Annotated in this window: 10 protein-coding genes and 1 pseudogene; 4 read left to right on the top strand and 7 right to left on the bottom strand. The window is 72.3% G+C overall.

Annotated elements, in window-relative coordinates; all coding sequences use genetic code 11:
* Nucleotides 1-92 precede the first annotated feature (92 nt).
* On the top strand, nucleotides 93-1,367 hold the full coding sequence (locus tag ACIQAK_RS08210; protein WP_366387460.1) for a C40 family peptidase: 1,275 nt from the start codon (nucleotides 93-95) through the stop codon (nucleotides 1,365-1,367).
* Nucleotides 1,368-1,421: 54 nt separating this feature from the next.
* On the opposite strand, the gene ACIQAK_RS08205 is transcribed toward ACIQAK_RS08210, so the two are convergent.
* The 5 genes from ACIQAK_RS08205 to ACIQAK_RS08185 are packed head-to-tail and all read right to left on the bottom strand — an operon-like array spanning nucleotide 1,422 to nucleotide 7,439.
* A complete protein-coding gene (locus tag ACIQAK_RS08205; protein WP_366387459.1) occupies nucleotides 1,422-2,657 on the bottom strand; it encodes a styrene monooxygenase/indole monooxygenase family protein in 1,236 nt (411 codons plus the stop codon).
* Nucleotides 2,658-2,694: 37 nt separating this feature from the next.
* Entirely contained in the window at nucleotides 2,695-3,345 is a 651-nt protein-coding gene (locus tag ACIQAK_RS08200; RefSeq protein ID WP_366387458.1) for an ATP/GTP-binding protein, read from the bottom strand.
* On the bottom strand, nucleotides 3,326-3,745 hold the full coding sequence (locus tag ACIQAK_RS08195) for a DUF742 domain-containing protein (protein ID WP_366387457.1): 420 nt from the start codon (nucleotides 3,743-3,745) through the stop codon (nucleotides 3,326-3,328). The genes ACIQAK_RS08200 and ACIQAK_RS08195 overlap by 20 nt, the downstream gene beginning before the upstream one ends.
* Nucleotides 3,742-4,233: a roadblock/LC7 domain-containing protein gene (locus tag ACIQAK_RS08190; protein WP_366387456.1), complete on the bottom strand. Its 492-nt coding sequence runs from the start codon at nucleotides 4,231-4,233 to the stop codon at nucleotides 3,742-3,744. Before ACIQAK_RS08190 ends, ACIQAK_RS08195 begins: the two co-directional genes overlap by 4 nt.
* Complete coding sequence (locus ACIQAK_RS08185; protein ID WP_366387815.1) at nucleotides 4,230-7,439, bottom strand: nitrate- and nitrite sensing domain-containing protein; 3,210 nt, start codon at nucleotides 7,437-7,439, stop codon at nucleotides 4,230-4,232. The genes ACIQAK_RS08190 and ACIQAK_RS08185 overlap by 4 nt, the downstream gene beginning before the upstream one ends.
* 363 nt (nucleotides 7,440-7,802) lie before the next feature.
* Here ACIQAK_RS08185 and ACIQAK_RS08180 point away from each other — a divergent pair, with 363 nt between their 5' ends.
* On the top strand, nucleotides 7,803-8,594 hold the full coding sequence (locus ACIQAK_RS08180) for a hypothetical protein (protein WP_366387455.1): 792 nt from the start codon (nucleotides 7,803-7,805) through the stop codon (nucleotides 8,592-8,594).
* A 125-nt stretch (nucleotides 8,595-8,719) separates the two neighbouring features.
* Here the strand turns inward: ACIQAK_RS08180 and ACIQAK_RS08175 are convergent, their stop codons facing one another.
* Nucleotides 8,720-9,202 (bottom strand): MarR family transcriptional regulator, encoded by a 483-nt coding sequence (locus tag ACIQAK_RS08175; protein ID WP_366387454.1) that lies wholly within the window; start codon nucleotides 9,200-9,202, stop codon nucleotides 8,720-8,722.
* Nucleotides 9,203-9,399: 197 nt separating this feature from the next.
* Here ACIQAK_RS08175 and ACIQAK_RS08170 point away from each other — a divergent pair.
* Together ACIQAK_RS08170 and ACIQAK_RS08165 are read left to right on the top strand one after the other, a co-directional pair.
* Nucleotides 9,400-9,502, top strand: a pseudogene (locus ACIQAK_RS08170) (transcriptional regulator); the annotation flags it as partial.
* 317 nt (nucleotides 9,503-9,819) lie between these two features.
* The gene (locus ACIQAK_RS08165) at nucleotides 9,820-10,584 is read left to right on the top strand and encodes a polysaccharide deacetylase family protein (protein ID WP_366387453.1); all 765 of its coding nucleotides are present in this window, start codon (nucleotides 9,820-9,822) and stop codon (nucleotides 10,582-10,584) included.
* A 106-nt stretch (nucleotides 10,585-10,690) separates the two neighbouring features.
* Here the strand turns inward: ACIQAK_RS08165 and lon are convergent, their stop codons facing one another.
* On the bottom strand, nucleotides 10,691-13,111 hold the full coding sequence (gene lon / locus ACIQAK_RS08160) for an endopeptidase La (protein ID WP_366387452.1): 2,421 nt from the start codon (nucleotides 13,109-13,111) through the stop codon (nucleotides 10,691-10,693).
* Nucleotides 13,112-13,488: the final 377 nt, after the last annotated feature.

Below are 13,488 nucleotides of genomic sequence, written 5' to 3'. Positions count from 1 at the left end.
TCACCTGACACCAAGTGACCGGATTAATCAGATTTGCTCACTTATGAACGAGCCCCGGTCCCGGGTCTTGTCTCCGTCACGGAGGTGATGTCGTGTCAGGCAGGCTCCTGCGCGTGGTCTGCACGGCCGCGCTCACCGCGGCCCTCGCGGTCTCCCCCGCCGTCGCCGCACCGGCCGAGCCGGCCCCCGTACCGTCCGAGGAGCCCGTACGCCCCAAAAGCCCGGAAGGCGAGGACGCGGCGGCGGCACCTGGTGACGCGGAAGAGGCCGACGCGGAAGAGGTCGACGCGGAGACCGCGCTCGCCGCCCCCGAGGCCGTCGCGCCCAAGAGCGTCGCCGCCCTGCTGCGGGAGTTGCAGACGCGCTACCAGGAGGCGGAGGAGGCGAGCGAGGCCTACAACGCCACCGCCGAGAAGCTGAAGCAGCGGACCGCGCAGGCGAAGAAGGTGAGCGCCGGCCTGGCGAAGGCGCGGGCCTCGCTGGAGCTCAGCCGCGGGGAGGCCGGGCGGCTGGCCCGGGAGCAGTACCAGGGGCGCACCGAGTTCTCCGCCTACCTCCAGCTGCTGCTGGCCAAGGACCCCCTGCACGCCCTGGACCGGAGCCATGTCATCGAGCGGGTGGCGGCGGGCCGCGCGGCGACGGTGGAGCGGCTGACCGGCGACGCCCGCCGCGCCGACGCCCTGGCGGCCGCCTCGCGCAAGGCGGTCGACCGGCAGAAGAAGCTGGTCGCGCAGCAGAAGAAGCAGCGCGACACCGTGCGCGGCAAGCTGGAGAAGGTGGAGACGCTGCTGGCCACGCTCTCCGCCGAGCAGCTGGCCCAGCTGGCGGGCCTGGAACAGCGGGGCGTGGAGGCGGCCCAGCGCGAACTGGTCGCCTCCGGGGCGCTCAGCTCGACCCGGCCACCGACACGGCAGGGCGGTGACGCCATCACGTACGCGGTCCGGCAGATCGGCAAGCCGTACGAGTGGGGCGCGGAGGGGCCCGGCTCCTTCGACTGCTCCGGGCTGACCTCCCGGGCCTGGGCGGCGGCGGGCCGGGCGATCCCCCGCACGTCCCAGGAACAGTGGAAGCGGCTCTCGAAGGTGCCGGTCTCCTCGCTGCGCCCCGGTGACCTGGTGGTCTACTTCCCGAAGGCGACGCACGTGGCGCTGTACATCGGCGACGGCCTGGTGGTGCAGGCGCCCCGCCCCGGTACGAAGGTGAAGGTCTCCCCGGTGGCGTCCAACCCGCTGCTGGGGGCCGTCCGCCCCGACCCCGGTGGCGTACCGCTGTCCGCGTACACGCTCCCGGAGCTGCCCGAGGGCGCCCGGGACGGCTCGGACACCGGGTACAGCACGGAGGCGGCGCCGGAAGAGACTTCCGAATAGGCTCGCGGCGGCCGGACCGGTGGTGCGGGTCCGGCCACCGGAGCGGTGGGCCGCTCAGGCTCCGGAGACCGAGGCCAGGTACGCGTTCGTCTTCTCCGGCTCGAAGAAGAAGTCGTCGAAGTCCGCCGGGTCGTCGAACCCGTTGGCGAAGCGGTCCGCGACGGGCTGGAGTTGGCCGGCGGCGCCGATCAGGTTCAGCACGTGCTCCGGCGGGACCCCCAGCATCGCGTTGGTCCACTTCACGACGTGCTGGGCGGTGTCCCAGTAGCGGTCGAAGGTGGACTGCATCCACGCCGCGTCGAACTCCTTCCCGCCGTGCTCGATGATCGAGTCCAGGTAGGAGTTGGCGCACTTGGAGGCCGAGTTGGAGCCCTGACCGGTGATCGGGTCGTTGGCCACGACGACGTCCGCGACGCCGAGGACCAGACCGCCGCCGGGGAGCCGGCCGATCGGCTTGCGGACCGTGGGGGCGTACCGCCCGGCAAGGGTGGCGTTGGCGTCGGTCAGCTCGACCCTGGTGGCGCGGGCGTACTCCCACGGCGTGAACTTCTCCATGAGCTCCAGCGTCCTGGCCAGGTGCTCGGAGGGGTCCTTGATGCCCTGGAAGGCATCCAGCGGGCCGCCCGGGATGCCCTCCCAGAAGAGGATGTCGGCGCGGCCTGAGGTGGTCAGGGTCGGCATCACGAACAGCTCGCCGACGCCTGGCACCAGGTTGCAGCGGACCGCGTCGAACTCCGGGTGCTCGGGCCGCGGGCCCATCCCGTGGACGTAGGCGACGGCCAGCGCGCGCTGCGGGGCGTCGAACGGCGAACGGGCCGCGTCCCGGCCGAACATGGAGACCAGCTCGCCCTTGCCGGCCGAGACCATCACCAGGTCGTAGGCGCGGGAGAAGTAGTCCAGGTCCGAGACGGCCGCCCCGTGGATGACGAGCTGCCCGCCACGCTGGGCGAAGGTCTCCATCCAGCCGGCCATCTTCACGCGCTGGTCGACGGACTGGGCGTACCCGTCGAGCCTGCCGACCCAGTCGATGGCGCGGGAGGAGTCGGGAGCGGCGACGGAGACGCCGAGGCCCTCGATCTTCGGGGCCTGGGACTCCCAGAAGTTCAGCTGGTAGTCCCGCTCGTGCTGGAGCGCGGTGTGGAACATGCACTGCGTCGACATGACCCGGCCGGTGCGGATCTCGTCGGCGGTGCGGTTGGACATCAGCGTGACTTCGTACCCGCGGGACTGCAGTCCCAGGGCCAGCTGGAGTCCGGACTGGCCGGCTCCCACTATGAGTATCTTCCGCATCGCGGCTCTCCGTTGTCTGTCTCTGATTCGAGGCGGTCTACGCGGGGGTGACGTCGAGAGCGTGGCCGACCAGGGCCAGCAGCGACTCGACGACCGTGATCCTGTTGCGCGCGTCCATGATCACTATCGGCACCCGCGGCGGTACGGTCAGGGCCTCCCTGACGTCCTGCGCCTCGTAGCCGGGCGTCCCCTCGAAGTGGTTGACCGCCACGATGTACGGCAGCCCGCAGCTCTCGAAGTAGTCGAGCGCGGGGAAGCAGTCCTCCAGCCGGCGGGTGTCGGCGAGGACGACCGCGCCGATCGCCCCGCGCACCAGGTCGTCCCACATGAACCAGAAGCGCTGCTGGCCGGGGGTGCCGAAGACGTACAGCACGAGGTCGTCGTCCAGGGTGAGCCGGCCGAAGTCCATCGCCACGGTGGTGGTGGTCTTCTCGGGCGTCGCGGAGAGGTCGTCGGTCTCCTCGCTGGCCTGGGTCATCAGCGCTTCGGTCTTCAGCGGCGTGATCTCGGAGACCGAGCCGACGAACGTCGTCTTGCCCACGCCGAATCCGCCCGCCACCACGATCTTGGTCGCGGTGGGGGCGCGGGTGTGGTCGAGCTGCCAGGCCTGGGGGTTTTCCTCGGCCTGGTCCCGGGGCCCCGGCCGGCGCGGGGCGAAGAGCGGCGCCTCAGAGACGGCGGAGTCCATTGAGCACCCTTTCGAGCAATGCGCGGTCGGGCTGGCCGGTGCCGTGACCGGTTCCGTACACGCGGATCTTTCCCTGGTCGGCCAAGTCGCTGAGCAGCACCCGGACGACTCCGAGCGGCATCTTCAACAGGGCCGAGATCTCCGCGACCGTACGCATCCGGCGGCAGATCTCCACGATGGCCTGGAGCTCGGGCATGACCCGCGAGGCCAGGTTGCCGTTGGTGAGCTCGCGGCGCTCCTCGGGTGCTTCGAGGGCGGCGACGAACGTCTCCACGAGCAGGACGTGCCCGAACCGGGTGCGGCCTCCGGTGAGGGAGTACGGGCGGACCCGGGCGGGGCGCCTGCCGGCCCCGCGGACCGGAAGCCGGGGGGAGGGTTCGGCTGCGGCGGCGGTCGTCACTGGGCGCTCTCCATCGATGTTCGCAGCTCGCTGCGGAGTTCGGGGGTGAGGACGTGTCCGGCCCGGCCGACGAAGAGGGCCATGTGGTACGCGATGACGCTCATGTCGCAGTCCGGGGTGGCGTGGACGCCGAGCAGGGAGCCGTCGCTGATCGACATGACGAAGACGCTGCCCTCGTCCATGGCGACCATCGTCTGTTTGACGCCGCCGCCGTCCATCAACTTCGCGGCTCCGACGGTCAGCGATCCGATACCGGAGACGATGGTGGCCAGGTCGGCGCTGGAGCCCTTGGGCCCGTCCGGCTTCCCGGCCTCCGGGGCCGCCGTCCTCGCGGTCAGATGGCCGGGGTCGGAGGAGAGGAGCATCAGCCCGTCGGACGAGACGACGGTGACCGAGCGGATCCCTGCCACCTCCTCCACGAGATTGCTCAGCAACCAGTGAAGGTTCCGGGCCTCGGTACTCAGCCCGAACGTGCTGGGCGCAGTCAACTGCGTGCCTCCTCGACTGTGTCCCCCGTCTCTCCGTTCCGGCGGTCCGTGCGGCCGCCGGTCTGCTCGGTCCCTGTGTCGTGTGCGGTGCCGGTCGCGGGTGCGGTGGTGGTCTCGGGTGCGGTGCCGGTCGCGGGTGCGGTGGTGGTCTCGTGCCCGGTGCGGCCGGTGGCCACGCCCCCGTGGTCGGCCAGGGCGATGTTGCCGGTGGACTCGGCGATCTCGGCCTCGACATCGCGCCGGCCCTCCTTCGCCGCCTGGTGGAAGCTGCCCAGCCTGCGGCGCAGGTCGTCCTTGTCCAGGCTGCCGGTGCGGCCGGCGGTGGGGGCGCCCTCGGGCCGGACGACCTTGGGGGTGCGCTTGGGCAGCCCCTTGTCGGTGACCCGCCCGGCCTGCGGCTTCCGGGGACCGGGCACGGTGTCGGCGGCGGCCTCGGCGCGGGGGGCGGGGTGGACGGCGGGCCCGTCCGGGTCGCGGTCACCCGGACCGCTCTCGGCCGGACGCTCGTGGCGGTCGGGGCCGATGGCGTACGGGCCGGGCCGCGAGGCTTCGGGGGCGGCCGGAGTGGTGGGGGTGGCGGGGGTGGTGGGGGCGGCCGGGGTGGCGGGAGCCGTCCGAGTGTCCGGGGCTGCCGGGGGCTTCGGCAGCCGGACCTGCATCGTGATCTCGGAGTCCGACTCGGACTCCGTCGCCGTCGCCGTCTCCGACTCGGTCTCTGCCCTTGCCTCCGCCTGTGCCTCCGCCGGTGCCTCCACCTGTGCGTCCGCTTCGGGCTTGGGCTGCGGTACGGCGGTGGCTCCGGGGTCCGCGGGCGCCTGCGCGTCCTCGATGGGCGCGGGCTCCTTCGCGCCGGCCTCACGGATCGCCCGCTCGGCGGCGGCGATCATCGGGTCGGCGGCGGGCTCGGCGGCCTGCTCGGGCTCGGGCATCGGCTCGGGCTTGGGCCTGCCGGGCTCGGCACCAGGCTCCGACGCGGCCGGGGGCGGCGGCAGGATCGGCGTACGGCTGGGCAGGGCGTTGGAGTTGGCCTCGGCCACCGAGCCCGGCAGGTTGAGCGTCGGCGCCTCGCCGGGCAGCTGCACGGTGGGCGGCGAGGAGGCGGGAAGGGAGTTGGGCAGCAGGGTCTGCGGCAGGACGACGACGGCCGTCACTCCACTCCCCTTCTGCTCGCGCAGCTGGACCCGCACGCCGTGCCGGGCGGCCAGCAACGAGGTGACCTGGAGGCCCAGTCCGGCCCCGTCGGCACTCTGCTCCCCCGCCTCGAACGAGGCCGGGTCGGCCAGCCTCGCATTGAGCTCGCCCACCCGGACCGCCGACATGCCGATGCCCCCGTCCTGCACGGAGAGCATCACCTCGCCGGTCTCCAGCAGCCAGCCGGAGAGCTCGACGTGGGAGTCCGGCGGCGAGAAGGAGGTCGCGTTCTCCAGGAGTTCGGCGAGGAGGTGGCTGAGGTCGTCGGCGGCGAAGCCGGCGATCTGGGCGTGCGGCGGCAGGGACTGGATGGTGACCCGCTCGTACCGCTCGATCTCGCTGACGGCCGCACGGGCCACGTCCACCAGCGGAATCGGACCGGCGTGGCTGTGCCCGTGCTCGGTGCCCGCCAGGACGAGCATGTTCTCGCTGTGGCGGCGCATGACCGTGGCCATGTGGTCCAGCTTGAACAGAGTGGCGAGGCGCTCCGGGTCCTGCTCGCGCTCCTCCAGGCTCTCGATGACGCCGAGCTGCCGCTCGACCAGGCCGAGGTTGCGAAGCGAGAGGTTGACGAAGGTGTCGTGGACGGTGTTCTTCAGCCGCTCCAACTGGGCGGCGAGCTCGGCGGCCTGGACCTGGAGTTCGGCGCGCTGGAGGGTGAGCGCCTCGCGGCCCGCGATCAGTTCGGCGTGCTCGCCGCTGAGGCTCTCGAAGCGGCCGGTGAACTCCTGCTGCAACCCCGTCAACTTGGCGTGCAGGGTGTTCGTCGAGCGGACGACCTGGGCGAACTCGTCGTTGCGGCCGGTGTAGCGGACCGGGTCGGCGCTCTGCGGCTCGTCCGCGAGGCGGGCGGCGCCGATGCGCAGGACGGCGAGCGGCTGGGTCAGGGTGCGGGCGACGGCGGTGGAGACGCCGACGGCGAGCAGGAAACAGCCGCCGAGCAGGGCGATGCTCAGTTCGAGAGCGGTGACGTCGTCGTCGCGGAGCCCTTCCAGGCGCTGGACCTGGGCGGTGCCGAGAGCGGACTGGACGCTGCGCATCCGGTCGACCCGGGCGGTGAGCACGGCCTCCAGCTTCTTGGCGCTGGTGTCGCGCTCGTCGCCGGAGAGCTCGGGGCGGTCGGTGAGGCGGGTGAGGTACTTCTCCGCGCTGTTGACCTCGGGTCCCGTGACGGTGGCGGAGAGCTTGTCGCGCGCCACGGGGTTCGCGGACTGGTCGAACTCGGCGAGCGAGGCCAGCTCCCGGACCCGGGCCTGCTGGGCGGCGGCGCTGAGCTCGTCCCGTTCGCGGTCCGCCCGCCTGCCCTCGTCGTTCCTCGTCTCCACCGGCAGGCCGGTGAAGGGGTCGGTCTGCGGGGCGGCGGGCTCGGGGTTCGGTACGGCGAGGGCGGCGAGGAGGAGACCGCGGGTGGCGGAGGCCTGCTCGACGGCTCCCCCGAGGGCGAGCGGGGCGCGGGTGGCGTCGGCGGCGCGCGGCGGGGTCTTCTCGGCCAGCTCGGCGGAGATGCCGTGCAGTTTGGCGATGACCTCGGAGTACGCCTGGTGGGCCTCCGACGCCGTGCCCTTGCCGGTGAGGGCGTCCCGGCGCAGGGAGGGCACGGTGGACAGGTCGCGGCGCAGGGCGGCGGGGGCCGGCTGGTGGATCTCGTCGATCTGCTGGTCGACCCGGGTGGTGCGGGTGAGGCGGCTCTCGGCGCCGGCCTTGCCGTCATCGGCGCGGCCCCCCGCGATGTACGCGGTGACGGCGTCCCGCTCGTCGGCGAGGGAGTGCGCCAGGGTGACGGCCTGCTGGTTCAGCCCGGCGAGGGTCACCAGCCGCTGGGACTCGGCCAGATCGGCGGACGCGCCCAGCGCCGCGGGGGCTCCTGCGGCGATGACGATGATCCCGACGACGGCGACCCCGGCGACCAGCCGACTCCGTACCCGTACGGCCCGCTTGTCGGCGCCCGGAGCCGGAGGCGTCGCCCCGGAACCGTCGCGCGTGCTGCCCTGGCTCCGCGGCCGCTTCTTCTGCACCGGTGCTCGCAATCTTGACTCGTCCACCCTTGAAGCAGAGGTGACGCTCGGTCACGTAGAAGGACCCCCCGCTCCTGGTACGGCTTCTGACCATTCCAGCGCTTTTGAGAGGGGGGCGCGCATCAACCGCTCCGCCACTCGAACGAGTGAACATCACTCTTGAGTTGGCGAACAAGTCTCCCCAGGCGCGCCCCTGACCATGCATAGGGCGCGGGGTGGAACTTCGGCGCAGCCTTTGGCAGTATGCCCGCCCGCACTCCCCTGATGGCTTTCCCGCCGCGTGGCGGGCCCGCGTTGACCTGCTGGTACGGCCGGAATCCGCTTCCGTGCGGCCTCCGTGGAGGGCTCGTGCAGACTGGCGCCATGCGTCTCGAACTCGCCACCGTCCCCGGCGGCCCCGAACGCCCCAACGAGGACTGGGCATCCGCCGTCCTGCCCACGCCCGGCCAGGGGGGAGTGCTGGTGGTGCTCGACGGCGTCACCCCGCCCGCGGGGGACGACGGTTGTGTGCACTCCGTCCCCTGGTTCACCGACCGGCTGGGCGGCGCGCTGGTGGAACTGTCGGGTTCACGGCGAGATATGGGCCTGGCCGAGATCCTGTCGGCGTCCATCCGGCGCACCGCCGATGCCCACCGGATCACCTGTGACCTTTCTCACGTACGTACGCCTCAGGCGACCGTGGCCCTGGCGCGTTGGAGCGCGCACGCGGTCGAGTACCTGGTGCTCTCCGACTCGGCGCTCCTGCTGGAGGCCCCGGACGGCACGGTCCGGGCGGTGCTCGACGACCGGCTCGACCGGCTGCCGCCGGGGTCGCTCTCCTCGGCGGCGGTCGTCGACACCCGGTTGCGGAACAGGGAGGGCGGCTTCTTCACGGCCGCCGCCGACCCCGCGGTGTCCGCACGCGCGGTGACCGGCAGCGTCCCGGCCGCCGGGGTCCGGTCGCTGGCCGCGCTGACGGACGGGGCGAGCCGCTGGAGGGACCTGTTCCAGGAGGGCGACTGGACGGCCGCGCTGGAGCTGCTGCGCACGGCGGGGCCGCAGGGGCTGATCGACCGGGTACGGGGGCTGGAGGAGGCCGACGCGGCCGCCGGGCGCGTACGGCTGCGTCGCGGTAAGACGCACGACGACGCGACGGCGGTCTTCGTGGAGCTGTGAGGCCCGCGCCGCGTTGAGCTGTACGCCCGCGCCGAAGTGGGTTCAGCACCTCCGCGCGGGCGTTCAGCCGGTGCGGCGGCGGTTTCAGTCCTCCGCCCGGACGTTCAGCCGGTGCGGCAGCGAGTTCAGTCCTCCGCGCGGGCGTTCAGCTGGTGCAGCAGCCGGGCCAGCTCCGCCACCTCGGCCCGGTCCCAGCCCGCCAGCTTGCGGACGTACCGCCCGCGCCGGGCGTCACGGACGCTGCGGAAGCGGACGAGGCCCTCGTCGGTCAGCCGGACGAGCCAGGCGCGGCCGTCCGCCGGGTCGGGTTCGCGGGCGACCAGCCCGAGAGTCTCCAGGGCCCGAAGCTGACGGCTCATGGTGGCCTTGCCGACGCCGAAGTAGGCCGCCAGCTCGGTGGCCCGCTGCCGGCCCGCCGACTCCAGGCGGACGAGCAAGCCGTAGGCGGCGGGCTCCAGTTCGGGGTGGACCTCGCGGGCCATCTCGCCCGAGCTGGCCCGCGCCCGGCGCAGGAAGACCGCCAGCTCGCGCTCCAGCGCCAGGAATTCGTGGTCCACGCCCGTTCCGGCAGCCGCGGCCGGTTCCCGCGCGCTCTCGCTCCCCTGCACGTCAGTACCCCTCGTACGGTTCCTGCCGATGAAAGTTTCCGCCGCAGCTGGTCAACGCCGCAGCTCGGCCAGTATTTCGCAGGCGTGGGCCGGTCCGCTCGTCGGCGGCGCGCAGAGAAAACCACTCGCCCCTTCTCCACCTCCGGCAAGGTGAAGCCCAGCGTGGCGCCGACCGGGGGCGCGGGCAGTCGGCCGGCCTGCGGATCCTGCGTGACGCCTGCAACAGGGTCCGCCGCTTCGAGGACTTCCGCCGTCACATCGGCCTGTCGGAGGCGGTCCTCAGCGATCGGCTCCGGGAAGCGCGGCGCCGCCCAGGACTCCCCCTTCTCCGAAGAGATCCTCAGCGCGGCACGCGCAGCCCTCACCGCGACCGCCTGATCGTTCCCCGCTCCCGGAAGGCGCAGCAGGAGAATGCGGAAGGCGGCGGTGCGCGGTGACACGGCAGACGGTGTGACACGGCCCCGTTTCATCCGGCCGGGTCGGCCCTCGTGTCACTCCTCCGCCGTGATCAACGGCGCTTCGCACCCCGCTATGAACTCCATGTATACGCGCTATGTATAGTCCGGGGCGTACCGCACACCTGTGCGGAGATTTCCGCGCAGAGGAGTGGTGTGCCCGTGCCCAAGAAGACGACCTTGCTCGGCGGCGGGTTGGCCGCCGCCCTGGTGACGGCGCTCACACTGACCCTTAACGGCTGCTCGATGGAGACGACGGCGCCGGGCTCGGCGCGGCAGGACGCGGCCTCCGACGCCAAGGGTTCCTTCGGGCGGGCGGACTGCCGCAAGGCGAAGTGCATCGCGCTCACGTTCGACGCCGGGCCGGGCAAGGACACCCCGGAGCTGCTGGACATCCTGAGGGAGAAGAAGGTCCACGCCACCTTCTTCCTGCTGGGCAAGCACCACGTCCTCAAGCACCCGCAGACCGTGCGGCGCATCAAGGAAGAAGGCCACGAGGTGGCCAACCACACCTGGACGCACCAGGTCCTCACCGACCGGGAGCCGGACGAGATACGGGCCGAGCTGGAGAAGACCCAGGTGGCGATCGAGAAGGTCACCGGCCAGAAGCCCCGGCTGATGCGCCCACCGCAGGGCCGCACCGACGACAAGGTCTCCGAGATATCCAAGGACCTGGGGCTCTCGCAGGTGTTGTGGAGCGCCACCGCCAAGGACTACTCGACGAACGACTCGGCGCTGATCACGAAGCGGATCGTGGACCAGGCGAGCAAGGACGGCATCATCCTGCTGCACGACATCTACCCGGGCACCGTGCCCGCCGTGCCGGGGATCGTCGACGCGCTCCAGAAGGACGGCTACACCTTCGTGACCGTCCCGGAGCTGATGGCTCCCGCCGAGCCGGTGCCGGGCACGATCTACCGCCCCTGAGCGCCGTGATGCCGGTGCTTGCGGAACGGCCCGCCCCCGTTGACTCGGGAAGCGGGCCGTCCGTACCGGCCACGTACCTGATACCGCGCCCGTCACTGCGTGGCGGTCAGGCCGCGGCCGGGATCCTCTCCTGCGCCCGGGCCGAAGCCGGGGTGAGGGCGATCTCCAGCACCTGGCGGACGTCGGTGACCGGGTGGACGTCCAGCTTCTCCAGCACCTCGGCCGGGACGTCGTCCAGGTCGGCCTCGTTGCGCTGGGGGATCACCACGGTGGTGATGCCCGCGCGGTGGGCCGCCAGCAGCTTCTGCTTCAGACCGCCGATCGGCAGCACCCGCCCGGTCAGCGACACCTCACCGGTCATCGCCACATCCGTACGGACCAGCCGTCCGGACAGCAGCGAGGCCAGGGCGGTCGTCAGGGTGATGCCCGCGCTCGGGCCGTCCTTGGGCACCGCGCCCGCCGGGAAGTGGATGTGCACGCCCCGGTCCTTGAGGTCGGCGACCGGCAGTTCCAGCTCCGCGCCGTGCGAGCGCAGGAAGCTCAGCGCGATCTGGGCCGACTCCTTCATGACGTCACCGAGCTGGCCGGTCAGGGTCAGTCCGGACGCCCCGGTCTCCGGGTCGGCGAGCGACGCCTCGACGAAGAGGACGTCACCGCCCGCCCCGGTCACCGCGAGCCCGGTGGCCACGCCCGGCACCGCGGTGCGGCGCTCGGCCGGGTCCTGGGCGGACTCGGGCACGTGGTGCGGGCGCCCGATCAGGGAGCGCAGGTCCGCGTCGGTCACCGTGAACGGCAGCTCGCGGTCGCCCAGTTCGTGCTGGGCCGCGACCTTGCGGAGCAGCCGGGCGACAGCCCGCTCCAGATTCCGTACGCCCGCCTCGCGGGTGTACTCGCCGGCCAGCTTGCGCAGCGCCGACTCCTCCAGGGCAACCTCGTCCTTCTCCAGACCGGCCCGCTCCAACTGGCGCGGGAGCAGGTGGTCCCGGGCGATGACGACCTTCTCGTCCTCGGTGTAGCCGTCGAGGCGGACCAGCTCCATGCGGTCGAGCAGGGCCTCGGGGATGGCTTCGAGCACGTTGGCGGTGGCCAGGAAGACGACGTCGCTGAGGTCCAGCTCGACCTCCAGGTAGTGGTCACGGAAGGTGTGGTTCTGCGCGGGGTCGAGGACTTCGAGGAGGGCGGCGGCCGGGTCGCCCCGGAAGTCCGAGCCGACCTTGTCGATCTCGTCGAGCAGGACGACCGGGTTCATCGAACCGGCCTCCTTGATCGCCCGCACGATACGGCCGGGGAGAGCACCCACGTACGTACGCCGGTGGCCCCGGATCTCCGCCTCGTCCCGGACACCGCCGAGCGCGACGCGGACGAACTTACGGCCCATGGCGTGCGCGACGGACTCCCCGAGCGAGGTCTTGCCGACGCCGGGCGGCCCGACGAGGGCGAGGACCGCGCCGCCTCGGCGACCGCCCACCACGCCCAGCCCCCGGTCGGCGCGCCGCTTGCGCACCGCCAGGTACTCGGTGATGCGCTCCTTCACGTCGGCGAGCCCGGCGTGCTCGGCGTCCAGGACCGCCTGGGCGCCGCGGATGTCGTAGGCGTCCTCGGTGCGCTCGGTCCACGGCAGTTCGAGGACGGTGTCCAGCCAGGTCCGGATCCAGGACCCCTCGGGCGACTGGTCGCTGGAGCGCTCCAGCTTCTCGACCTCCTTGAGCGCGGCGGTGCGGACGTGCTCGGGGAGGTCGGCGGCCTCGACGCGGGCCCGGTAGTCGTCGGACTCGTCCTCCGGGTCGCCGTTGAGTTCGGAGAGCTCCTTGCGTACGGCGTCCAGCTGGCGGCGGAGCAGGAACTCGCGCTGCTGCTTGTCGACGCCCTCCTGGACGTCCTTGGCGATGGACTCGGCCACATCCTGCTCGGCGAGGTGTTCGCCCAGCCACTGGATGGCGAGCTTCAGCCGCGCGATCGGGTCCACGGTCTCCAGGAGCTGGACCTTCTGCGCGGTGGTGAGGAACGGTGAGTAGCCGGAGTTGTCGGCGAGCGCGGAGACGTCGTCTATCTGCTGGACCCGGTCCACGACCTGCCAGGCGCCGCGCTTCTTCAGCCAGCTGGTGGCGAGCGCCTTGTACTCCTTGACGAGCTCGACGGCGGAACCGGGCAGGGGGTCGGGCACCACGGTGTCGAGGACGGTCCCCTCGACCCAGAGCGCGCGCCCGGGTCCACTGGTCCCGGCGCCGATGCGCACCCGGTCGCGGGCCCGGATGAGCGCCCCCGGGTCGCCGTCCGAAAGGCGTCCGACCTGCTCGACGGTCCCGAGGACACCGGTCCCCGTGTACGTCCCGTCGATCCGCGGCACCAGCAGCACCTCGGGCTTGCCGCCGCCGGCTCGGGCGGCGGCCTGCGCGGCCTCGACGGCGGCGCGCACCTCGGTGTCGGACAGGTCCAGCGGCACCACCATGCCGGGCAGGACGACCTCGTCGTCTAGCGGCAGCACGGGCAGGTCGATCGGTGTGAACGCCTTGGACTCGGTAGTCATGATCTCCCCTTCGGCAGGCAAGTTGAGCTATGTGGACTCAATGCTGCTGAGCCGCCGACTGTTCCCCGAGTGGTGTTCGCTGTGAGCGATCAGCCGGCCGCCGCCACCCCGATCCACCTGTCCACGGGAGCGTCCGGCGGGGAACGGCTATTCCCCGGAGCCGCCCTCCCCGCCTGGTGAACCGCATGGCGTCCGGCCGTCGACAGGGAGGGTGTGCAGCTGTTGCGCCCCGGTAGTGGCTGTGGGTGATCGCCTCACGCCGCCCCGTGGACCGCCCCGGCCGCCCCGGCCGCCCTGGCCGACGCAGCCGGGGCCCCAGACGGCGGCCTGGGTGATGGCGGGGACGGCGTACGTGGTGGGGGCGGCGCTCCTGGCCC

The sequence above is a fragment of the Streptomyces sp. NPDC088706 genome, assembly GCF_044752765.1.
Taxonomy (GTDB): domain Bacteria; phylum Actinomycetota; class Actinomycetes; order Streptomycetales; family Streptomycetaceae; genus Streptomyces.
This window is presented reverse-complemented; position numbering and strand designations above follow the sequence as displayed.